The following is a 22883-nucleotide window of genomic DNA, read 5'->3' on the forward strand; positions in this document are numbered from 1 at the left end:
CTTGCCACACAGCCATCTCCTCCCGCTTGTCTCCCTGTCCGGGCTTGCCTCCCTGCCCTAATCTGCTGCCCTGGTCTGCCTCCCTGCCCTGCCCCAAGACGATTCAGCAGCAGAAGTGTGCGCCCCTTTGACCACAGGGTTTCGCCCGCCGTAGGGCGGCCTGCGCCGGTTGCCATCAGCAGGGACGGCGCATAGAGTGAAACCAGAGCGGGGGTCAGCCCCTGTTTTCCCATTTGCCCCGCATACCTGATCTTGCCTCAGGTACGTCATCAACCGCAGGAATGGCACCATGCTCCACGTGTTTGGTCACAAGAATCCCGACAGCGACAGTATCTGTACCGCTCTGGTTGCCGCCGACTGGCTCAATCGCCAGGGTCGGCCGGCTCAGGCCTACGCCCTCGGTGAGCCCATTGCGGAAACCCGATTCATTCTGGAAACCGCCGGCGTTGCCGCCCCTCCTCTGCTGCAGGGCAGCGTGGCCAACAAGGAGGTGTTCCTGGTGGATTTCAGCGAGCTGGAGCAGGGCCCAGAAGGGCTGGCCGAGGCGGACGTGCAGGGCCTCATCGATCACCATCGCATCGGTACCCTCATCACCCGGGGCCCGCTCGATGCCTGGATCCGGGCCGTCGGGTGCAGCGCCACCGTGCTGCTGGAGCTGATGGGCTATGACACCCTCTCCCGCGCCCAGGCTCGCCTGCTGCTGGGGGCCATCATCAGCGATACCTTCAGCCTCACCTCGCCCACCACCACGGCCCGCGACCGCGCCGCCGTCCATGCCCTGCTGCCGCTGGCCGATCTGGCGCTGGAGCCTTTTGCCCAGACCCTGCTGGAACGGCGCACCCAGCTCGGTGACGCCCCCATGACCGAGCTGCTTGCCGCCGATGAGAAGGCCTACCAGATCGCCGGCTACCAGCTCTATGTCAGCCAGATCTGCGTGATGGATCCCGCCCAGCTGCACAGCCGCCAGGCCGAGCTGGAACAAGCCATGCAAGCGCGGCTGATGCAGGACGAGCTGGATGCCTATGTGTTGATGCTGACCGACCTGGCCAAGGGGGGCAGCCAGCTCTACTTCGCCAGCAACGGCATTCTGCCCGAGCAGCCGACGCATCTGGTTGGTGCCGTCAGCCGCAAGAAGGAGGGGCTGCCCTGGCTGACCCGCTATCTCTCCGGCGAGCAGGTCTGACCCCAGGCGGCGGGCCGGCCTCTGCCGGCTCGCCGCCCACTCCTCTTTTCAGCCCCCCTCAATATCTGCCTCACCGGCCCATTCACGGCGCTTCCCGGCCAGACGACTCATGCTTTGCTCACACTTTTAACGCCTCGTATCCCATTTTCCCGCCAAAACCCGGTTTTCCTTCATTTTCCATTCAACTCAGTCTGTTATGATGATGTAAACGAACATGGCCTGGCGATGCATCACCGACACGAGGTGACGCCTGCCGTACAGAGAGCCAGGTTCGTGCTATGCGACACATAGCGGGCACACAGTGGTATGGGACAGGCCGTTTGTCCCGGGTGACCCGCGCCATGCCAAGGGAGAACTGCTTATGACCTCAACCAATATTGTGCTGTTGCTGGAAGGCAAGGATTACGAGCAGGAGACGCTGGCCAAAGCGAGTCAATTGGCACAAGCCATGGGGGGCGAGCTGACCCTGTTGCACCTGACCCACAGCAGCAAGATGCGCCGCAAGAGCCTGTCGCTGTCGGAAGAGGAGCGCAGCGCCCAGGGCACGCTGGATGCCAAGGCCATCATCAGCGAACTCATCACCACCCTGCAGCACCCGGTGGATTACCAGTGTCTGGTGGTCGATGACGTGGTGCCCGACCTGAAACGCTGGCTGGCCGCCCACCCGACCGATCTGCTGCTGGTCGGCAGCCGCCACCACTGGATGGAAGGCTCCCTCGCCCGCCTGCTCATCTACAAGCTGCCGATCGACATCCAGATCTGCCACGAGCCCTACAGCGAGCAGCTCAAAGCCGTCGGTTGATGACCAGGGTGCCCACCCGCGAGGTGGGCACCCTGTTGCCAGCTCCCTTTCGGGGTCCTTTTTACCCCGCTATCCCCTGCTTGCCTTCCTCATTGCCCCGGCCTAATGACAAGGCTATCTACATGTTTCCTTACATATTCATCGCTGTTTTTTAAGCCTCGTTTGCTGCAGGATATTGCCCTTGCACGCCTTCGTTCGCTTCTTTCAGGTGAAACATGAACATAACTCCCCAGCAGAGAAAAATTGCCCTGCTCGCCCTCATCCTCTTGCTCGCCATCGGCTGGCTGATCTGGCCGAGCAAGGCGCCCGAGCCGGTGCTGACCGCCCAGGTGACCCGTCAGGACGTGGAACAGACTGTGCTGGCCAGCGGGGTGCTGCAGGCCATCGAGCAGGTGGACGTCGGTGCCCAGGTCTCCGGCCAGGTCACCTATCTCGCGGTGGAAGCGGGCCAGAAGGTCAAGCAGGGGGATTTGCTGGCCGAGATCGACCCGCTCATCGCCCAGAACAACCTCAAGACCGCCGAGGCGGATCTCGCCAGCCGCCGCGCCCAGCTCAAGATCAAGCAGGCCCAGCTCAAGCAGAACGAGCTGAGCTGGCGCCGTCAGCAGCAGATGTTCAGGCAGGAGGCAAGCTCGCGCGCCGATCTGGAGAGCGCCGAAGCCCTCCTGGCCGTGACCAGGGCCGAGCTGCAAAGCGCCCAGGCCGAGGTCGAGAATGCCCAGATCAAGGTGGAGCGAACCAAGACCGAGCTCGGCTACAACCGCATTCAGGCCCCTATGGATGGCACCGTCGTCAGCATTGTGACCCGTCAGGGCCAGACCTTGGCCGCCAGCCAGACGGTGCCGACCCTGCTCAAGCTCGCCAACCTGGAGACCATGACGGTCAAGGCGCAGATCTCGGAAGCGGACGTCACCCGGGTCAAGGCCGGCATGCCGGTCTACTTCACCCTGATGGGGGATCCGGATACCCGCTACCACGGCACCCTGCGCACCGTCGAGCTGGCCCCCACCAACATCAACGAGCAGGCCACCAGCACCACGGCCACCAGCAACGCCGCCGTCTACTATTACGCCCTGTTCGATGTGCCAAACCCCGATCACACCCTGCGGGTCGCCATGACCACCCAGGTCACCATAGTGCTCGGCGAGCGCAAACAGGTGCTGACCATTCCGCAGACCGCCCTTGGCAAGAAGCTCGGTGAAAACGAGTACGAGGTCACCCTGCTCAAGGAGGACGATCAGAAGGAGACCCGCCGCATCAAGACCGGCATGAAGGACGACATCAAGATCGAAGTGGTCAGCGGTCTGAGCGAGCAGGAGAAAGTCACCCTGGGCCAGGGCAAGCCGGCCAGCAACAATGACGTGGAGATCATGCTGTGAGCGAGCCGCTGATCCAGCTCAAGGGGATCGAGCGCCGCTACCAGAGCGGGGAGCAGGAAGTGACCGTGCTCCATTCGCTCGACCTCACCATCGAGGCGGGGGAGATGATCGCCATCGTCGGCGCCTCCGGCTCCGGCAAGTCGACCCTGATGAACCTGCTGGGCTGCCTCGATCGGCCGAGCAGCGGCCAGTACCTGTTTCGCGGCCAGGATACCGCGACCCTGGATGCCCTCTCCCTCGCCCGGTTGCGTTGCCACCACTTCGGCTTCATCTTTCAGCGCTACCACCTGCTGCCGCACCTCAATGCCGCCGCCAACGTGGAGATCCCGGCCGTCTATGCCGGTACGCCGCGGGCCGAGCGCCAGGCCCGCTCCCAGGCGCTGCTCACGCGACTGGGGCTCAGCGATCGCAGCCATCACACCCCGAGCCAGCTCTCCGGCGGCCAGCAGCAGCGGGTCAGTATCGCCCGGGCGCTGGCCAACGGCGGCGAGGTGATCCTGGCGGACGAACCGACCGGGGCCCTCGACAGCCAGAGCGGCAAGGAGGTGATGGCCATTCTCAAGGAGCTGCACGCCCAGGGCCACACCATCATTCTGGTGACCCACGACATGGAGGTGGCCAGCCACGCCGACCGGATCATCACCCTGAAAGATGGCCGGGTGCAGGAGGACAGCGGCCGCAAGCCGGCGGCCGTCCCCGTGACTCCGACCGCCGCCCCTGCCGGCAAGGAAGGAGCTGGCCACGACTGGGATCGCTACCGGGAAGCGGCGCGCATGGCGCTGCACGCCATGCTGGCCCACCGCATGCGCACCTTCCTCACCATGCTTGGCATCATCATCGGCATCGCCGCCGTGGTGAGCGTGGTGGCGCTCGGTCAGGGGGCCCGCGCCAAGGTGATCGATCAGATCAACGCCATGGGCACCAACACCATCGACATCTTCCCCGGCAAGGATTGGGGGGACGAGAAGGCGACCAGCATCCAGACCCTCAACAAGCGGGATCTCGATGCCCTGCTCGGTCAGCCCTACCTGGAAGGGGCCAGTCCCCAGATAGCCGCCCCCGGCCAGCTGCGTTATCGCAACAAGACCAGCAGCGGCAGCATAGTGGGGGTCGGCAACGACTTCTTCCGGGTCAAGGGGATGAAGCTCACCAACGGCCGGTTGTTCGACGAGCGCGACATCCAGAACCGGGCGGCGGTGGCAGTGGTGGACGGCAAGACCATCGAGAGCCTGCTCGGCAAGCAGGATCCCGTCGGTCAGGTGGTACTGGTCGGCACCCTGCCGGTGCGCATCATCGGCGTGGTGGAAGAGGAGACCGGGTTTGGCCGCAGCAGCCAGTCGGTGAACGTCTGGCTGCCCTACAGCGCCGTGATGAGCCGCCTCATCTCCCAGAACCACTTCAGCCAGCTCACCATCCGGGTCAAGGACGGGGTGCAGCCGGCGCTGGCCGAACAGGCCGCCATCGAGCTGCTGACCCAGCGCCACGGGGTGAAGGACTTCTTCACCTTCAGCAGCGACAGCATCATCAAGTCGGTGGAGAAGACCACCGCCACCATGACGCTCTTGGTCTCCGCCATCGCGGTGATCTCCCTCATCGTCGGTGGCGTCGGAGTGATGAACATCATGCTGGTGTCGGTGGTGGAGCGTACCCGCGAGATCGGCATCCGCATCGCGGTCGGCGCCCGCCAGTCGGACATACTGCAGCAGTTTCTGATCGAGGCGGTGATGGTGAGCCTGCTGGGCGGCATGCTCGGGGTCGGCGTCTCCCTCTTCATCGGCCTGCTCTTCTCTTTGTTCGTGGAGAGCATCCAGATGCACTTCTCGCTCTTTTCCATCCTGATGGCGTTTGGCTGTTCCTCGCTCATCGGGATCCTGTTTGGCTACCTGCCCGCCCGCAATGCCGCCCGGCTCGACCCGGTCGAGGCGCTGGCGAGGGAATGACGATGCACCACTTATCCAAACTGGGGCTCTGCCTCACCCTGGCGCTCGGTCTCGGCGCCTGCAGCCAGCAGAGCAGCTATCAGCGGCAAGAGCTGGCGTTGGCCGACCACTGGCAACAGCCGGACGACGGTCTCACCCGGCAGCAGGCAGGCCCCTGGTGGCAAGGCTTCCACGACCCCGAGCTGGATCGGCTGATCGAGGCCGTGCTGGCCGCCAACCCGGACATGCAGGTAGCCGGCCTGCGCCTGCGCAGCGCCCTGCTAGGCGCCGATCTGGCCGACACCAACCTGACCCCCTCGGTCAATGCCGGCATCAGCGGCAATGGCACCAAGGATCTGAACAGCGGCAAGGCCAGCGGCAGCATGGGCCCCTCCCTGACCCTCGGCTACGAGGTGGATCTGTGGGGCCGGCTCGCCTCGATACGGGATCAGGCGAGCTGGGAGGCCGAGGCCTCCGCCCAGGATCTGGCCGCCACCCGCCTGATGCTGATCGGCAAGGCGCTGGAGCAGTACTGGCAACTGGCCTATCTCGGCTCGGCCATCACCCTCGGCCAGCAGCAGCTCGCCAACTATGAGCGCGCCGAGCAGCTGACCCAGGCCAAGTACCGAGCCGGCGCCGTGACCCGGCTCGACCTGGTGCAGGCCAGCCAGCAAAAAGCCGGCAAGCAGGCGGAGCTCAGCTCGCTCCTGATGCAGCAGGAGCAGGCCCGCAATGCCCTGCGGCTGTTGCTCGGTCGCAGCAGCGGCCCGCTGGCGTTCGAACCCAAGGCGCTGCCGACGGCCCCCATCCCCACGCTGGCGGTCGGCATTCCTGCCGATGTACTGGCGCGGCGGCCCGACGTGCGCGCCGCCGAGCTGCGCCTGCGCAAGACCCTGGCGAAGGGGGACGAGATCCGCACCGGTTTCTACCCCACCCTGAGCCTGACCGGCGGGGCCAGCAGCAGCTCGGACACCCTGACCCAGGTGCTGCAAAACCCGGTGGGTACCCTGGGCGCCACGCTGGCGCTGCCCTTCCTCGAGTACAACAAGACCCGGCTCGCCATCGCGGGCTCCAGGCTCGATTACCAGATAGCCGAAGCGGAGTTTCGCAAGCAGCTCTACAGCGCGCTGGTGGAGGTGGAAGATGGTCTGGCCGCCCGCCACCACGGCGAGCAGCGCCTGAACTACCTGGCTGAGCAGCTGGACTTTGCCAAGGAGGCGGAGCGGCTGGCCAGAGCCCGCTACCAGGCCGGCGCCACCGGGGTGCAACCCTGGCTGGATGAGCAGAACCGGTTGTGGGATGCCGAGCTCGCCCTGCTCGGCCAGCAGAAGGAGCAGCTCAACACCATGGCCAGGATCTATAAAGCGCTGGGGGGCAGCGATCGCAGCTGACCGGCCTTGCCTCATGCCCTCGCGCGGTGCGAGGGCATGAGGCATCTCCCTTATTTCTCCCCTTGTGTGCCTTTTCCCCTCGGCCAGGGTCTGACCGCTGGCACACAAAGCAATTGATAATAATTTTCATTTAATGAAAAATGGGCGCCATTATCAGTCAGGAGTATGCCCATGTCCCAGTCCGCCCCGGTCAATCGTCCCCGTCTGCTCACGGTCAAGCACATTCAGGATGTGAGCCCGCACCTGCGCCGGATCTGCCTGACCAGCCCGGAGCTCGCTGACTACCCCTTCACCTGTGGCGGCGCCCATATCAAGATCATGCTGCCCCAGCCGGGCCAGGCCCACGCCGTGCTGCCCACCCCCACCCCGCAGGGGCCGCGCTGGGAAGATCCGAGCCAGCGCCCCATCATGCGCACCTTCACCATTCGCGCGTTTCGCCGCGAGGCGCTGGAGCTGGATATCGACTTCGCCCTGCACGGCGATGGCGGCCCCGCCAGCCGCTTTGCCAACGAGGTCAAGCCAGGCGACCTGCTGGCCATCTCGGGCCCAGGTGGTCCGGACCCCATGTTGCAGCCTGCCAGCCACTACTACATGGTGGGGGATCTCACCGCCCTGCCCGCCATCAGCGCCATGGCCGAGGTGATGCCCGCCGATGCCCGTGGCCACATCGCCCTGCTGGTGCCCTATCAGGAAGATGTGCAGGATCTGTCGCTGCCCGCCGGGGTGACCCTGCGCTGGTTTGTCGGCTCCCCCGAAGAGACGGCGCCGCTGGTGGAGTACTTCACCGCCCTGCCGCTGGAGGAGCAACAGAGCTACTTCTGGTTCGGCGGGGAAGAGGGATTGGTGGTCCCCATGCGCCGCCACGTGCGGCGCACACTCGAGGTGGATCGCACCCGGGTCTACGCCGTGCCCTACTGGCGCCATGGCAAGGATGAAGAGGCCTATCACCATGCGCGTCACGACGTGATGGACAGCTGAATCAGCTGATTTGACCCTGAAATATCAAGCTCATGGTCTGCCGGCCATGGGCTTGATTGCCATTGGTGCAATGCCACCCGCCTGCTCTCCCCCCCATTCTGGTATGCCGCTCGGTTGTGCTTGCATTTGTGGCCGACAACAAGATAATGATAATCACTCTCAACAATAACAGGTGATGACGCCCCATTGTAGCTCCCTCGCCCGGGTCCCGGTGTGGAGTGCACGTCATTCACTCCATTTGCACAGCAAGGTAATCCAGATGGCAGTCTTGAACTCGGTAATGCGCGCCTTCGCGGTGGAGGCTCTTCCCACTCCTGCCGACCTGTTGGCACTTCACCCCTGTCCCGCCGACCTGGCAACCCGGATCGATCAGCACCGTCAGCAGGTTCGCCAGATCCTGAGCGGGGAAGACGATCGCCTGCTGGTGGTCATCGGTCCCTGCTCCATTCACGATCCCCTCGCCGCCCTCGATTACGCCCGGCGGCTGGCAGTGCTGGCCCACGACTATCGGGATCGGCTGCAGATAGTGATGCGCACCTATTTCGAGAAGCCCCGCACCACGGTGGGCTGGAAGGGGCTGGTGTTCGATCCTCATCTGGACGGCAGCAACGACATAGGCCATGGCCTGCAACTGGCACGCCAGCTGCTGCTCGACATCAACCAGCTGGGGCTGGCCACCGCCACCGAGTTTCTCGACACCACCAGCTTCCTCTACCTGGCCGATCTCATCAGCTGGGGAGCGATCGGCGCCCGTACCACGGAGTCACAGGTGCACCGGCAGCTGGCTTCGGCCCTGCCCTGCCCCATCGGCTTCAAGAACGGTACCGATGGCAACATACGGGTGGCCATCGATGCCATTCAAGCCAGCGAAGCCTCCCACCTGTTTACCGCCCCCGGCAGCCAGGGCGGCATGGTGGTGATCAAGAGTGAGGGCAACCCGGCCGGCCACATCATCTTGCGCGGCGGTACCCGCCCCAATTATCACCAGAGCGACGTGGAAGAGGCGGCCGAGCGACTGGCACGGCAGGGGCTCACGCCCCGACTGATGGTGGATTGCAGCCACGGCAACAGCCAGAAGCTGCACAAGAACCAGATCCGGGTGGCAGGAGAGCTCTGCCGCCAGCTGGGGGAAGGCAGCGACACCATCGCCGCCGTCATGGTCGAGAGCTTCCTGCAGGGGGGCAGCCAGAAACCGGCGCCGCTGACCGAGCTGGTATATGGCCAGTCGGTCACCGATGCCTGCCTGTGCTGGGACGATACCCAGACCCTGCTCGCCATGCTGGCAGAGGCCGTCGAGACACGGCGCCAGCACCCTGGTCGGGCACAACCGGACATCGCCCGCTGGCATGCCCAGCTGGCAAGTTGAACGACCATCAGCAATAAGGCTCCCACAACGGGAGCCTTATTATTTTGCCGATATTCCTGCCCTGTCGACCGCTCGGGTCTACCGATTAAATGATCAGCTCACTCTTTTTCCATGCAAAGTACGCTGACATTCGGATCCGGCAGGAATTAATAATATGTTGGCTCAGGTATTACCCACTGCAGGCCACAGACAAGCAGTCTCCTCCGGTCAGGGTGGATAATCACGCCGTAAAACCCGGCGGGTTGCGGAGCAAAAAAGAGACACGCCCTACGACTGACTTAATGCTTTTCCCATTGCCGCATCGTCAGCCAGCTAATTACCTGACGGGCTATATGAGTCCAGATATGGCTGACATTCCGATGATCACGATGACAGCAAAAGCGGGCACAGGGAGCCATCGGTACGACCATTTCCAATTAATCATTCCATCATGGGGCGACCAATTGACGTGCAGAGTGTTGGTCTGAATGCGACACAACAAGGTCGTATCAGGGGAGTTGGGGAATTGACAGAAGATATTTTTGGTGAGCACAAATAATAATGCCGCCTCATGGGCGGCATCATTTATGACTGATCCCGTGGATCAGATCAGGAAATCATTCAGATCCTTGCCCAGTGCCACTTGTTCGGCAATGGCTTTCGGCATGCGGCCCTGACCGGTCCAGGTTTTCTCCTGGCCATCTTCCTGGTACTTGTACTTGGCAGGACGCGGGGCGCGCTTGCTCTTGGTCGCACCAGCAGCGGCAGCGGCAGCCGGGGCGGCGGCGCTGTTCAGCAGCTCACGGGGATCGATACCGGCCTGCTGCAGCATTTCAGTGAACTCGCTCAGCTTGCGCTGACGCTCTTCCTGTTCGGCACGCTCTTGTTCAACAGACTCGGCACGCTCGTTATATACCAGCTCGAACTTTTCTTTTGCTTCTTGCAGCTGTTCAAACGGCAATTCACGGATGGCAGCACGCAGGCTGCGAATGTTCAGCAGAACTTTCAGAAACTCGTTCATTACTTCCTCACAGAATTATTTTTGTTTGTCACAGGGATAACACAGCTTGAGAATAGCACGGCTGTTTGATGACAACATAATGATTTTATAGCCGCTGTCACTTTCTTAACAAAAAAGTGCGGCTGAATATACCACTGACTTTATTCAGCCATTCCCCATTACGTCACACCAGCTCATCTTTTGCCATGCAATTCCCCATACCGGGTATGGCAAATAGCGCAGATGTGCCCCGTTATATTTTCCATCACAGTTGCGACCGCTATTTTTACAATTGGCCACGGTTGTTAAAACCTGACTCACCCACATGAGACTCAAGGTAGACGATTGACACTATATATTACCGGCAACATCCGCTCGTTGCTGCCGGCAATGCAGCTCTGCAACCATGATCTGATCAGTCGCAGGGCGCTGGCGCCCTATTCCAGGATCAACCGCCGCCAGGGGCCGGTGATCTCGCAGTGGCCGGTTTCTGCCGTATTCTGCCATCCCAGTCGATGATAAAAGGCCAGCGCCGCCGTGTTGTGGGTCGCCACCTTGAGCGAGGCGGGCTTTTGAAAAGAGGCCAACCCGTGACTCAGCAGGGCCCGCCCCATCCCCTGCCCATGCCAGTCGGCCGAGACATACAGGTGGTGAACGAAGCTTTCATCTCCCCAGATGGAGACAAACCCGCAAGGCGCTCCCCCCTGCTCGGCTACCCAGATCTGCTCGCCCCGGGTCTGCTCGTCAAAATCTTCCAGCCGAAAATGCGCGGGATCGACCCAGTGAAACGTCTGCCGCCGCCCTTTGAGAAACAGCTGCGCCAACTGGGGAATATCCGTCTCTTGCATGACTCTGATCATCAAAGCGTCCTTGTCATTGTGACTGCCTGACACCACTCTCAATGGAACACAGGCACCATGTCAAATCGCACGGGCATAATAGTCTCTCGGCGATGGCAGGGGTGTGACACACCTCTGTCCATTTCATGAGCCATGGGACTATACTGCCTGAGTCCCATGTATGGATGGTTTGAGGCTCGCTGATTTATGGATAACAAGCAGATAGAAGGCAACATCTTTGTTCCGGCCCATATCGACGATGTCTGGCGCGCCTGGACAACCGAGAGTGGCCTGCGCAGTTTTCTGGCGCCGGAGTGCCTGATGGTGCCCGAACCGAATGGTCCCTTCGAAATCTATTTCAGACCCGATGCCCCGCTGGGTGAACGTGGCAGCGAAGGCTGCCGGGTGATGGCCGTCATGCCCCACGACCTGCTCAGCTTCAGCTGGAATTTCCCACCCTCCCTGCCCCACATCCGCCTGCAGAAGACCCAGGTCAGCCTGCGGTTCGTGCCGGAAGGCCAGGGCACCCGGCTCTACTTCCTGCAAACCGGCTGGGCCAACGACCCGGACTGGGATCAGGGCTACGCCTATTTTCGCGAAGAGTGGCTGGAAACCAGCCTGCCGCGCCTGCAATACCGCTTTACCCACGGCCCCATCGACTGGAACAACCCGCCGGACAAGCAGCAACTGAAATCCCTGGCTCAATAAGAGCCCATATAAAGAAGAACACCGCCAGCTGGCGGTGTTTCTTTTTTCATGGAGATCAGACTCGGCACACCCTGACTCATACCCCCAGCCGGTCGCGCAGGGTGTACCAGGCGGCGCCGGCGGCGGTGAAGGGGATGCGGAACAGGCGGCCACCCGGGAAGGGATAGTGCGGCAGTTTGGCAAACGCATCGAAACGCTCAGCCTGACCGCTCAACACCTCGGAGAGCAGCTTGCCCGCCAGATGGGTACAGGTGACGCCATGGCCGCTGTAACCCTGCATGTAGTAGATGTTGGAGCCGATACGGCCAAACTGCGGCAGGCGCGACAGGGTGAGCAGGAAGTTGCCGGTCCAGGTGTACTCCACCTTTACGTCCGCCAGTTGCGGGAAGGTTTTCAGCATTTTGGGGATGATCAGCCGCTCGATGTCCGCCGGATCCCGCGCCCCATAGACCACGCCACCGCCATAGATCAGCCGGTGATCGCCGGAGGTACGGTAGTAGTCGAGCAGGTAGTTGCAATCTTCCAGGCAGTAGTTTTGCGGCAGCAGCGAGCGGGCCCGCTCCTCCCCCAGCACCTCGGTGGCGATCACCTGGGTGCCGCAGGGCATGCTCTTGCCGGCGAGCTCGGGCACCAGATTGCCGAGGTAGGCGTTGCCGGCCACCACCACGAAGCGCGCCTTCACCGCCCCCTTGGCGGTCTTGACCAGCGCAGGCGTGCCCGGGGTGATGCTGATGACGGCAGACTGTTCGAAGATCTTGCCCCCCTGCAAGCGGATGGCCTCCGCCTCCCCCAGCGCCAGGTTGAGGGGGTGGATGTGGCCGCCGCTCTTGTCGAGCAGGGCACCGACGTAGCGATCGCTCGCCACCACCTCGCGCACGCCGTCGGCATCGAGCAGCTCCAGCTTGTCGTTGCCCCACTTCTCCCAGCGCGCCTGCTGCGCCTTGAGCTCGTGCAGCTGCTTCTCCGTCTCGGCGGCGAACACCCCGCCCTCCTGCAGATCACACTGGATGTTGTAGCGCTTGATCCGCTCGCGGATGATCTGGCCCCCCTCAAACAGCATGGAACCGAGCAGCCTGGCCTGATCCGGCGGGCAGTTCGCTTCTATGGTGTCGATGTCGCGGCTGTAGGAGTTGACGATCTGGCCGCCGTTGCGACCGCTGGCGCCAAAGCCCACCCTAGCCGCCTCCAGCACCACCACCGAATAGCCCTTTTCCACCAGGTGCAGCGCGCTGGAGAGGCCGGTATACCCCGCCCCGATGACGCAGACGTCGCACTCCAGCTGTTCGGTCAGCGTCGGATAGGGCGCGTGTTTGTTGGCACTGGCTGCGTAGTAACTGTTTACATGTTCGGTCATGATCCCTGTTTCCTTACCGGTTCTTTTCCCAAACGAGACGATGTCTCGGCACTAGAAGTTGGCCGGGGTGTGGGCGCTGACGATGCGGCACACCTGCCCCGACGGATTGCTGAAACTGTGGAGCTCGCCCGTGTCGATCACGTAGCTGTCCCCGGCGCTGAGCGGATAGGCCTGGCCCGCCACCGTCAGGATCACAGATCCCTCCAGCACGGTGCCCACCTCCTCCCCCAGATGCGTGACCTGGCCGCCGGTGTCGGTACCGGGGGCGTAAGTCTCCAGCATGAAACCGAGCTGGCGGCGGTTGTTGCCGTTGTGCACCAGCTTCATGGAGACCCCCTGGCTGCCCAGCTCGATCAGCTGCTCGGCCTTGATCACCACGCTCGGCGTACCGCCCTCCTCCTCCGCGAAGAAGCGCGACAGCGGCAGTTCATAGACGCTGAGCAGCTTCTGCAAAGAGGCCACCGAGGGGCTCACCTTGTCCTGCTCTATCATGCAGATGGCGCCATGGGTCAGCCCGCTCAGCTCGGCGACCCGCCGCTGGGAGAGCCCGAGCCGACGGCGGGTGGCCGCCAGACGCTCACCCATGCTCTGCGCCACGCCCTTGTCCGTCATGGGGTTGTCGGTCATGGACTGCCAGCGCGTCTCGCCCTGTGGTTGCTGCATTCGGCCACCTCCCTGTGTGCCTGTCAGGTGCCAGCTGGGCACCCGGTTAAAATAGCGAGTCAATCCCACCGACCTGTTTGTTATCCTGCACAGTGCATGCCGTTCATTATTTTGCACACCCTGCACCGCAAAAACCGGTAAAATCGCTCCAACAGCTCCATTTCTAGCACGCGAGACACAGTTTACTCAAATATATTTAACACTTGAAAAACATTTCAGCTCAATTTATGGTCTTCCTGTGCTTATTATTCTATACGGTGGCGGCACAGGATGAGCCGGCCCCCTGACCCACAATCGAGGCTTGCTATCTATGTCAGCATCACAACCCGCACTCTCCCTGATCAAATCCCTTGCCTATATAGATGGCCGCTGGTGTGAAGCCGGCGGCGGACGCCGGTTCGAGGTGCACAACCCGGCCACCGGTCAGGTCATTACCCAGGTGCCCGACATGGACGAGGGCGATACCCGCCGCGCCATCGCCGCCGCCCACGCGGCCCAGCCCGGCTGGGCGGCGCTCACCGCCAAGGAGCGCAGCAACCGGCTCTACGTCTGGTTCGAGCTCATAATGGCCAACCAGGAGGAGCTGGCCCGCATCATGACCTGCGAGCAGGGCAAGCCGCTGGCCGAGGCCAAGGGGGAAGTGGCCTATGGCGCCAGCTTCATCCAGTGGTTCGCGGAAGAGGGCAAACGCGCCTACGGCCGCACCATTCCGGGCTTCTCCAGCGATCGCCGGCTGGCCACCATCAAGCAGCCGGTCGGAGTGGTCGCCGCCATCACCCCCTGGAACTTCCCCATCGCCATGATCACCCGCAAGGCAGGCCCGGCGCTGGCCGCCGGTTGCACCATCGTCATCAAGCCGGCCGCCGAGACCCCGCTGTGCGCGCTGGCGCTGGCGGCACTGGCGGAGCAGGCGGGCATCCCGGCCGGAGTCATCAACATCGTCACCAGCCATCAGGCCGCGGCGGTGGGCAACGAGCTGTGCAACAACAAGACGGTGCGCAAGCTCTCTTTCACCGGCTCCACCCGCATCGGCAAGCTGTTGATGCGCCAGTGCGCCGACACCATGAAGAAGCTGTCGCTGGAGCTTGGCGGCAACGCCCCCTTCATCGTGTTTGACGACGCCGATCTCGACGCCGCCATCGCCGGGGCGCTCGCCTCCAAATACCGCAACGCCGGCCAGACCTGCGTCTGCGCCAACCGCATCCTGGTGCAGGCCGGCATCTACGACGCCTTCGCCGAGAAGCTCACCGCCGCAGTCAAGGCCTTCAAGGTGGGCGACGGCATGAGCGAGGGCACCCAGATAGGCCCGCTCATCAATCCGGCCGCCGCCAGCAAGGTGGCCAAGCTGGTCAAACAGGCCACCGCCGCCGGCGCCGAGCTGCTGCTGGGGGGCGAAGCCCACCCCGCCGGCCCGCTCTTCTACCAGCCCACCATTCTGGGCAAGGTGGATAAAGCCAACCCCATCCTGCAGGAGGAGATCTTCGGCCCGGTGGCGCCCTTGGTGCGCTTCGAGACCGAAGCCGAGGCCATCGCCCTGGCCAACGACACCCCCTATGGTCTGGCCGCCTACTTCTATGGCCGCGACATCGCCCGCGTCTGGCGGGTGGCCGAGCAGCTCGAATACGGCATGGTCGGCATCAACGAGGGGATCATCTCGACCGAATTGGCCCCCTTTGGCGGCATCAAGGAGTCGGGCCTCGGCCGTGAAGGGGCAGCCGAGGGGCTGGAGGAGTACCTCGAGACCAAATACCTCTGCTTCGGCGGCATCCGCTAGGCAGTCACATCTTGCGCCGGCGGCCGGGCCTGCAACAGGGGCCCGCCACTCGCCGGCGCAGCCATATCAGTTCACAAGGACGAAGTGAGTGCTCCCAAGGGGGCCTCGCCACATTGAGACAGGGGCCCCCGGCCCCTCAGGGAGGAAAGATGAGTCAGTCAGCATCAAACAAGGCGTGGCAAGCGCGCCGCGAAGCGGCCGTGGTCAACGGCGTCGGTACCCTGCTGCCGGTGTTTATCGAGCGGGCGCAAAATGCCGAGCTGTGGGATGTGGAGGGCAACCGCTACATCGATTTTGCCTCCGGCATCGCCGTGCTCAACACCGGCCACAACCACCCGAAAGTGGTGGCCGCGGTGCGCACGCAGCTGGAAAAGTTCAGCCACACCTGTTTCCAGGTCACCCCCTACCCCGGCTATATCGAGCTGGCGGAAAAGTTGAATGCCCTGGTGCCCGGCCCCACCCCGAAGCGCACCCTGTTTCTCTCCACCGGCGCCGAGGCGGTGGAGAACGCCATCAAGATCGCCCGCGCCCACACCGGTCGCAGCGGCACCATCGCCTTCAAGGGGGGCTTTCACGGCCGCACCATGATGGGGATGGCGCTCACCGGCAAGGTGGTGCCCTACAAGACCGGCTTCGGCCCCTTCCCGGGAGAGGTCTATCACCTGCCCTTCCCGAGCGACTATCTGGGGGTGAGCGAGGCCGATGCGCTGGCCGCTCTGGATCTCTGCTTCAGTTCGGATATCGAGCCGACCCGGGTCGCCGCCATCATCATCGAGCCGGTGCAGGGTGAAGGGGGCTTCTACCCCGCCTCCGCCAGCTTCATGCAGCGCCTGCGCCAGCTGTGCGATCAGCACGGCATCCTGCTCATCTGCGACGAGATCCAGAGCGGTTTCTGTCGCACCGGCAAGACTTTCGCCACCGAATATGCCGGCATCGAGCCAGACATCATGACCCTGGCCAAGAGCCTGGCCGGCGGCTTCCCGCTCTCCGCCGTGGTGGGCAAGGCGGAGGTGATGAACGCCGCCAAGCCGGGTGGCCTGGGCGGCACCTATGCTGGCTCCCCCATCGCCTGCGCCGCCGCCCTGGCGGTGCTGGAGGTGATCGAGGAAGAGCAGCTCAACCAACGGGCCAACGCTCAGGGCGAGCAGATCAAGGCCCGCCTGCAGCAGCTGGCGGAGCGCTTTGACTGCATCGGCGACATTCGCGGCCCCGGCGCCATGGTGGCCATGGAGCTGGTCAAGCAGCGCGATGCGGCCAGACCGGATGCCGACCTCACCAAGCGGCTGGTGGCCGAGGCGGGCAAGCGTGGGCTGGTGCTGCTGGCCTGCGGTGTGCGTGCCAACGTCATCCGCTTCCTGGCGCCGCTGACGGCCTCGCCGGCCCTCGTCGACGAGGGGCTGGATCTGCTCGAGCAGGCCCTGCTGGCAGCCCAGGGCTGATCAGAACCGTAACATCCGCTCATCAGTGCAAAAAAATGCGTTTTTGCCCCCTTGATATGCTTGTCAAGGGGGCAACACGAATGCACAATGCGCCGCCGCAACAAAGGACCGACCACTTGCTGAGTCAGGTTCTTTTTTTGCGGCAAACAAATCCACAACGAGGCCGGAACCGACCGGAAATGATAGCGAGATGGGTTGCCATCTCACGACACCCGCTTCTCTAGTGAGGAACACCATGGGGTATTTCACTGCTTTCCTGCCGGCCCACGCCGGTCTGCGCCGCGTCTCTGGCGCCCCCTATGCCCAGGTTGATACCGTCAGCCTGATCCCTTCGGCCCGGATTGAGGGGAAAGCACAATGAATGCCCAACCCGTCGGCCTGAAAAAAAGCCTCAAACTGTGGCACGTGGTCATCATGGGGCTGGCTTACCTGACCCCCATGGCCGTGTTCGACACCTTCGGCATCGTCACCGAGATCACCGAAGGCCATGTGCCCACCGCCTACCTGTTCGCCCTCATCGGCATGCTGTTCACCGCCATGAGCTACGGCCACCTGGTACGCAAGTTTCCCTCGGCAGGCTCCGCCTATACCTATGCCCAGAAGGTGTTTCACCCTTACGTGGGTTTCATGGTGGGCTGGGTCTCCCTGCTCGACTACATGTTCATGCCGATGATCAACATGTTGCTGGCCAAGATCTACATGGAGGCCCTGTTCCCGAGCGTGGAACCCTGGACCTACATCCTCGGTCTGGCCACCGTCATGACCCTGCTCAACCTGCGCGGCATCAAGCTGGTGGCCAACTTCAACAGCCTGATCGTCATCATGCAGTTCAGCATCATCGCCGTCTTCATCGGCCTCATCGCCTGGGGTGTCTACCATGGCGAGGGGCTCGGCACGGTGGCGAGCAGCCGTCCCTTCTTCTCCGAACACATGAATGTGGCCCCTCTGCTGACCGGCGCCTCCATTCTCTGCCTGTCGTTCCTCGGCTTTGACGCCATCACCACATTGAGCGAAGAGACACCGGACGCCTCCCGGGTGATCCCCCGCGCCATCGTGCTGACGGCGCTGATCGGCGGCGTGCTGTTCATCTCCGTCTCCTACTTCCTGCAGCTGTTCTTCCCGGACATCTCCCGCTTCCAGCAACCGGATGCGGTGCTGCCGGAGATCGCCCTCTATGTGGGCGGCAAGCTGTTCCAGGCGGTGGTGCTGGTGTGCACCACGGTGGCGGTACTGGCCTCCGGGCTCGCCTCCCACGCCGGCGTGTCGCGCCTGCTCTACGTGATGGGGCGGGATCGCGCCCTGCCGAGCCGCTTCTTCGCCTACGTTCACCCGACCTGGCAGACCCCGGCCCTGAACGTGCTGCTGGTGGGGGTACTGGCCCTCTCGGCGGTGTCGTTCGACCTGGAGATGGCGCTGGCGCTGATCAACTTCGGTGCCCTGGTGGCCTTCACCTTCGTCAACCTGGCGGTGATCGCCCACTTCTACGTCAAGCTCGGTCACAACAAGACGCTGCGGGACCATCTGGTGTTCCTGCTGCTGCCCCTGTGCGGAGCCGCCTGCATCGGCGTGCTCTGGCTCAACCTGGAGCCGGCCTCCTTCGAACTGGGGCTGATCTGGGCCGCCCTCGGCGCCCTCTATCTGCTGCTGCGGCTCACCATGTTCCGGGTCCAGCTGCGCCGGCCCGAAACCGACGCCTCTTAAGCCTCCTTTGCATTCACAGCGCCCGCCCTCTGCGGGCGCTTTTTTTTACCCCTGTCAGCCCTGCGCAACAGCCTTTTTCGCGCGTGACCTGCGTCGCTGCAGCCCCCGTCAACACTGGCTGCCAGCCCGGTAGCGCAGCCCGACCTGACCCAGGTCAACAAAATCCCCCGACCGGGGCTTTTTTGCTTGTGTCCTCCCCCCCCTGAGGGCACAATACGCCGCCCCTGAGAGCCGATGTTTTTTGCAGCATCGGTTCTTCGTTTTTTAGGGGAAAAACACATTCACCAAGAGGCCGGACTTTGTACCGGAATTGATATCGAGATTGCCAGGCAATCTCCCGACGTTGTGAGGAAAAACATGGGGCATTTCACTGCTTTCCTGCCGGTGCCCGCCGGCGTACGCCACCCGTCTGTGCCGCAGACCGGCGTCCCCTGTGTCCAGCGACGCGCTGCGTCCCTGATCCCGTCCCCCTTCGCCAACCTGGCGATCGCAGAGGAGAAAGCGTGATGGCCGGTGCCAAGCTGCTCAAGACGCTCACCCTCTTCCAGGTAGTGGTGATGGGTCTGGCTTACCTCACACCCATGGCGGTATTCGATACCTTTGCCATCGTCGGTGACATTACCGAAGGCCGCGTCGCCACCGCCTATCTGCTGGCGCTCGGCGGCATCCTGCTGACCGCCTTCAGCTATGGCCATCTGGTGCGCCGCTTCCCCTCCGCGGGCTCGGCTTATACCTATGCCCAGAAGGTGTTCAACCCCTACATCGGTTTCATGGTCGGCTGGTCCTCCCTGCTCGACTACATGTTCATGCCGATGATCAACATCCTGCTGGCCAAGATCTACCTGACCGCCATGTTCCCCGGCGTCGAGCCCTGGATCTTCATCTTCGGTCTGGTGACCGTGATGACCTTCCTCAACCTGCGCGGCATCAACCTGGTGGCCAACTTCAACGGCGTCATCGTCTTCATCCAGCTCGCCATCATCACCGTCTTCCTCGGCCTGATGGGCTGGGGCATCTATCACGGTGAAGGGGCGGCGACCCTGCTGAGCAGCCGGCCGTTCCACTTCGAGTCGGCCGGCATGGTGCCGCTGTTTACCGGCGCGACCATCCTCTGCTTCTCGTTCCTGGGCTTTGACGGCTTGAGCTCGCTCTCCGAAGAGACCCCCAACGCCGGCAAGGTGATCCCGCGCGCCATCGTGCTGACCGCGCTGATCGGCGGCATCATCTTCGTGGCCGTCTCCTACTTCCTGCAGCTCTACTTCCCGGATCTGGCCCGCTTCAAGGAGCCGGACGCCGTGCTGCCGGAGATCGCCCTCTACGTCGGCGGCACCCTGTTCCAGAGCGTGGTACTGGTGTGCACCACGGTAGCCGTACTGGCCTCCGGCATGGCTGCCCACGCCGGCGTGTCGCGCATCCTCTACGTGATGGGGCGCGATCGCATGATCCCGGAGCGGGTATTCGGCTACATCCACCCGAAATTCCGCACCCCGGCCATCAACGTGCTGATGGTGGGCGCCCTGGCGCTCTCCGCGGTATCGTTCGATCTGGACATGGCGCTGGCGCTGGTGAACTTCGGTGCCCTGGTGGCTTTCACCTTCGTCAACCTGTCGGTCATCGGCCAGTTCTGGGTGCGCGAGAAGCGCAACAAGAGCCTCAAGGAGCACCTGCTGTTCCTGGTGCTGCCGCTGCTGGGTGCCGCCACCATAGGCGCGCTCTGGATCAACCTGGAGCAGAGCTCGCTGGAGCTGGGCCTGATCTGGGCCGGCCTTGGCGTCACCTACCTGTTCCTGCGCCTCGCGGTGTTCCGCATCCCCTTCCGTCAGTACGAAGAGGCGGCCGACACCCAGTAAGGGTGGCAATAACAAGCACAAATGCAGAAGGGGAGCCATGGCTCCCCTTCTTGCTGTGCACGCCGCGCTCGCGGCCCCGCCCACGACGGGCAGGCTGATCAGCCCTGATTGATCACCGCGGTGGCGGCCGCCTTGAGCGGATCCTTGGCCACCGCCTTCACATCCTGCTGGGTCTGCTTGAGCTGCTGACCGGCCTGATTGACCTTCTGCTGAGTCCCCTGCAGCTGGCTCTTGCCCTCTTTGAGGCCAGCAGTTTTCTGGTCCAGCACGTCCGTGGTGTGCTTCTTCACCTCGGCCTTGGCCTTCTCTTTCTGCTGGCGCACCAGCTTGTCGGTATCGCAGTTGCCCTTGACCCCCAGGGTCGCATTGAGCGCCTCGTTCTTCACCGCCTTGTCGAGGTTGCACTCGGATTTGAACACGCTCGCCTGCGCACCGGCAGACAGCAGACCCAGGGACAGACACAGCACCCATGCACGCATAACAGCATCACTCTCGTTGAGGGAAGGAAAGGGGGCAGCATAGCGCCCTGACTCCCGGCTGCAAGCCGCGCGGGGGATCTGTGGCCAAACCGGTCGGGATCCCGGCCTGCTCCGACACCTCCTGTCCAATGGGCCCCGCCTTTCATGTCATCAAAGCATCACAAAAGTGTCACTTTGTCATATTTCTGTCATGGAGCCTTGGTCTAATGCGCCCGTCCATTTTCACGCAGACTGTCCCAAGAGGCTTCATGCACAGCACCCCATCTTTCGCACAACAGCAGACCCGTCGTACCGGCCCACTGTTCAACTGGCTCGCTGTCATCACTCTGATCTACCTGATCCTGGTTGCCGTCGGCGCCGTCTCCCACGGCTTCAAGGGCTTCTCCGGCGGCGCCGAGGGCGCGGCCCAGATCTTCGCCTTCGCCAACAACCCCTTCGTCGCCCTGCTGCTCGGCATCCTGGCCACCGCGCTGGTGCAATCCTCCAGCACGGTGACCTCGGTCATCGTCGGCCTGGTGGCCGGCGGCCTGCCCATCGGCATGGCCATCCCCATGGTGATGGGCGCCAACCTTGGCACCACCATCACCAACACCATCGTCTCCCTCGGCCATATCCGGGATCGGGGCGAGTTTCGCCGCGCCTTTGCCGCCGCTACCGTGCACGACTTCTTCAACCTGCTGGCGGTGTTCATCTTCCTGCCCCTTGAGCTGATGTTCGGCCTGCTGCAAAAGAGCGCCGAGGCGCTGGCCGACCTGCTGGCGGGCTCCGCCGACATGTCGATGCAGGGGATGGACTTCATGAAGCCACTGCTCTCTCCGGCCCTCACGTTCATTGACGGCCTGGTGGCCTTCCTGCCGGGCAAAGGGCCCGCCATCGCCACCATCTGCATCGGCATCCTGCTGATCCTCGGCTGCGTCACCTGGCTCGGCAAGGTGCTGCAGCGGGTGCTGGTGGGCCGTGCCAGGGATCTGCTGCACCGGGCGCTGGGCCGCGGCCCGCTGACCGGCATCGCCTCCGGCACCCTGGTCACCGTGATGGTGCAGTCCTCCTCCACCACCACCAGCCTGATGATCCCGCTGGCCGGCGGCGGCGTGTTCAGCACCCGTCAGCTCTACCCCTTCACCCTGGGCGCCAACATCGGTACTACCATCACAGCCCTGCTGGCCGCCACCGCCATCAGCGGCGCCGGAGCCAAGCTGGCGCTGACCATCGCGCTGGTCCACGTGCTGTTCAACCTGTTCGCCGTGGTGCTCATCTACGGGGTGCCCTTCCTGCGCGAGCTGCCGGTCAAGGCGGCCGAGGGGCTGGCCCGGGTCGGCAGCGAGAACAAGCTGCTGGCGCTTGGTTACGTGGCGGGCCTCTTCTTCGCCCTGCCCGCCCTGATGATGGTGGCCGCCAAGTAACGACAGGGGCCGGGGGATGCACTGCGTCCCCCGGCCCCGGCTCTGGCTTTGCCCGTCCAGTCACATCTTGCCGCCCGCCGGCTCGCCCTCGCCCCCCGGCTGGGATAAGATGCCGCTCTCACTGCCCTCTCGGCATTTCACGACATAGGGATACCCGATGAAATTCGTTTTGATCGCGCTGCTGGTTGCCGGCGTCGCCTACTACTTCTACTCGAGCAGCAACAACAAGAAGCAGGCCATGGAAAACGTGCGCAAGGGCGCCGAGTTCCTCGCCGCCAACAAGGAAAAACCCCTGGTGACCACCACCGCCTCCGGCCTGCAGTATGAAGTGCTGACCCCGGGCACCGGCACCGTTCACCCCACAGCCACCAGCAAGGTGAAGGTGCACTACGAGGGCAAGCTGCTGGACGGCACCGTGTTCGACAGCTCGGTCGCCCGCGGCGAGCCCATCGAGTTTGGCCTCAACCAGGTGATCGCCGGCTGGACCGAAGGGGTGCAGCTGATGGTGGAAGGGGAGAAGACCCGCTTCTACATCCCCGCCAACCTGGCCTACGGCGATCGCGCCGCCGGCAAGATCCCGCCGGGATCCGTGCTGATCTTCGACGTGGAACTGCTGGGTATTCAGTAAGCCGGCCAGATCCCACCCAGCGCCCGTGCTGATCTTCGACGTGGAACT

The 22883-nt window shown here is 63.3% G+C and carries 21 protein-coding genes; 16 read left to right on the forward strand and 5 right to left on the reverse strand.

What is annotated here, in order from left to right; all coding sequences use genetic code 11:
* Positions 1-289 precede the first annotated feature (289 nt).
* The 7 genes from QLG02_RS01445 to QLG02_RS01475 all read left to right on the forward strand — a co-directional run bounded on the left by QLG02_RS01445 (position 290) and on the right by QLG02_RS01475 (position 9018).
* Positions 290-1183, forward strand: a complete 894-nt coding sequence (locus tag QLG02_RS01445; RefSeq protein WP_266140915.1) for a DHHA2 domain-containing protein — start codon at positions 290-292, stop codon at positions 1181-1183.
* 361 nt (positions 1184-1544) lie between these two features.
* A complete protein-coding gene (locus tag QLG02_RS01450) occupies positions 1545-1985 on the forward strand; it encodes a universal stress protein (protein WP_016351469.1) in 441 nt (146 codons plus the stop codon).
* Positions 1986-2200: 215 nt separating this feature from the next.
* Positions 2201-3364 (forward strand): macrolide transporter subunit MacA, encoded by a 1164-nt coding sequence (macA, locus tag QLG02_RS01455; RefSeq protein ID WP_282464319.1) that lies wholly within the window; start codon positions 2201-2203, stop codon positions 3362-3364.
* Positions 3361-5304: a MacB family efflux pump subunit gene (locus QLG02_RS01460; RefSeq protein ID WP_282464320.1), complete on the forward strand. Its 1944-nt coding sequence runs from the start codon at positions 3361-3363 to the stop codon at positions 5302-5304. Before macA ends, QLG02_RS01460 begins: the two co-directional genes overlap by 4 nt.
* The gene (locus QLG02_RS01465; RefSeq protein WP_282464321.1) at positions 5301-6674 is read left to right on the forward strand and encodes an efflux transporter outer membrane subunit; all 1374 of its coding nucleotides are present in this window, start codon (positions 5301-5303) and stop codon (positions 6672-6674) included. The genes QLG02_RS01460 and QLG02_RS01465 overlap by 4 nt, the downstream gene beginning before the upstream one ends.
* Before the next feature lie 171 nt (positions 6675-6845).
* Positions 6846-7652: a siderophore-interacting protein gene (locus QLG02_RS01470; protein ID WP_042065747.1), complete on the forward strand. Its 807-nt coding sequence runs from the start codon at positions 6846-6848 to the stop codon at positions 7650-7652.
* A gap of 259 nt (positions 7653-7911) precedes the next feature.
* Positions 7912-9018, forward strand: coding sequence for a 3-deoxy-7-phosphoheptulonate synthase (locus QLG02_RS01475; protein WP_282464322.1), 1107 nt, complete (start codon positions 7912-7914; stop codon positions 9016-9018).
* 583 nt (positions 9019-9601) lie between these two features.
* Here QLG02_RS01475 and QLG02_RS01480 read toward each other — a convergent pair.
* Complete coding sequence (locus QLG02_RS01480; protein WP_282464323.1) at positions 9602-10018, reverse strand: H-NS family nucleoid-associated regulatory protein; 417 nt, start codon at positions 10016-10018, stop codon at positions 9602-9604.
* Positions 10019-10434: 416 nt separating this feature from the next.
* Positions 10435-10857 (reverse strand): GNAT family N-acetyltransferase, encoded by a 423-nt coding sequence (locus QLG02_RS01485; protein ID WP_016351475.1) that lies wholly within the window; start codon positions 10855-10857, stop codon positions 10435-10437.
* A 186-nt stretch (positions 10858-11043) separates the two neighbouring features.
* Here QLG02_RS01485 and QLG02_RS01490 point away from each other — a divergent pair, with 186 nt between their 5' ends.
* Positions 11044-11544 carry an SRPBCC domain-containing protein gene (locus QLG02_RS01490; RefSeq protein ID WP_011706794.1) on the forward strand — a complete coding sequence of 167 codons (501 nt, stop codon included), beginning with the start codon at positions 11044-11046 and terminating at the stop codon, positions 11542-11544.
* A 76-nt stretch (positions 11545-11620) separates the two neighbouring features.
* Here the strand turns inward: QLG02_RS01490 and QLG02_RS01495 are convergent, their stop codons facing one another.
* Both QLG02_RS01495 and puuR read right to left on the reverse strand, forming a co-directional pair.
* Positions 11621-12898, reverse strand: coding sequence for an FAD-binding oxidoreductase (locus QLG02_RS01495; protein ID WP_024945092.1), 1278 nt, complete (start codon positions 12896-12898; stop codon positions 11621-11623).
* 51 nt (positions 12899-12949) lie between these two features.
* Positions 12950-13561 carry an HTH-type transcriptional regulator PuuR gene (gene puuR, locus QLG02_RS01500; protein ID WP_282464324.1) on the reverse strand — a complete coding sequence of 204 codons (612 nt, stop codon included), beginning with the start codon at positions 13559-13561 and terminating at the stop codon, positions 12950-12952.
* A 310-nt stretch (positions 13562-13871) separates the two neighbouring features.
* On the opposite strand from puuR, the gene QLG02_RS01505 reads away from it, so the two are divergent.
* From QLG02_RS01505 to QLG02_RS01530, 6 genes are all read left to right on the forward strand, one after another.
* The gene (locus tag QLG02_RS01505) at positions 13872-15335 is read left to right on the forward strand and encodes an NAD-dependent succinate-semialdehyde dehydrogenase (RefSeq protein WP_282464325.1); all 1464 of its coding nucleotides are present in this window, start codon (positions 13872-13874) and stop codon (positions 15333-15335) included.
* 149 nt (positions 15336-15484) lie between these two features.
* On the forward strand, positions 15485-16774 hold the full coding sequence (gabT, locus tag QLG02_RS01510; protein ID WP_282464326.1) for a 4-aminobutyrate--2-oxoglutarate transaminase: 1290 nt from the start codon (positions 15485-15487) through the stop codon (positions 16772-16774).
* A 235-nt stretch (positions 16775-17009) separates the two neighbouring features.
* Positions 17010-17135, forward strand: coding sequence for a hypothetical protein (locus QLG02_RS01515; protein WP_254902341.1), 126 nt, complete (start codon positions 17010-17012; stop codon positions 17133-17135).
* Complete coding sequence (locus QLG02_RS01520; protein WP_282464327.1) at positions 17132-18475, forward strand: APC family permease; 1344 nt, start codon at positions 17132-17134, stop codon at positions 18473-18475. The genes QLG02_RS01515 and QLG02_RS01520 overlap by 4 nt, the downstream gene beginning before the upstream one ends.
* 357 nt (positions 18476-18832) lie before the next feature.
* Entirely contained in the window at positions 18833-18982 is a 150-nt protein-coding gene (locus QLG02_RS01525; protein WP_162847489.1) for a hypothetical protein, read from the forward strand.
* Positions 18982-20325, forward strand: coding sequence for an APC family permease (locus QLG02_RS01530; RefSeq protein ID WP_011706802.1), 1344 nt, complete (start codon positions 18982-18984; stop codon positions 20323-20325). Before QLG02_RS01525 ends, QLG02_RS01530 begins: the two co-directional genes overlap by 1 nt.
* A 98-nt stretch (positions 20326-20423) precedes the next feature.
* Here the strand turns inward: QLG02_RS01530 and QLG02_RS01535 are convergent, their stop codons facing one another.
* Complete coding sequence (locus QLG02_RS01535) at positions 20424-20804, reverse strand: hypothetical protein (RefSeq protein WP_043121510.1); 381 nt, start codon at positions 20802-20804, stop codon at positions 20424-20426.
* Positions 20805-21052: 248 nt separating this feature from the next.
* Between QLG02_RS01535 and QLG02_RS01540 the strand changes: the two genes are divergently transcribed.
* Together QLG02_RS01540 and QLG02_RS01545 are read left to right on the forward strand one after the other, a co-directional pair.
* The gene (locus QLG02_RS01540; RefSeq protein ID WP_041218483.1) at positions 21053-22207 is read left to right on the forward strand and encodes a sodium:phosphate symporter; all 1155 of its coding nucleotides are present in this window, start codon (positions 21053-21055) and stop codon (positions 22205-22207) included.
* A 157-nt stretch (positions 22208-22364) separates the two neighbouring features.
* The gene (locus QLG02_RS01545; protein ID WP_282464328.1) at positions 22365-22835 is read left to right on the forward strand and encodes an FKBP-type peptidyl-prolyl cis-trans isomerase; all 471 of its coding nucleotides are present in this window, start codon (positions 22365-22367) and stop codon (positions 22833-22835) included.
* Positions 22836-22883: the final 48 nt, after the last annotated feature.

Origin of the sequence: Aeromonas sp. V90_14, assembly GCF_029967615.1 — a bacterium.
GTDB classification, from domain to species: domain Bacteria; phylum Pseudomonadota; class Gammaproteobacteria; order Enterobacterales; family Aeromonadaceae; genus Aeromonas; species Aeromonas hydrophila.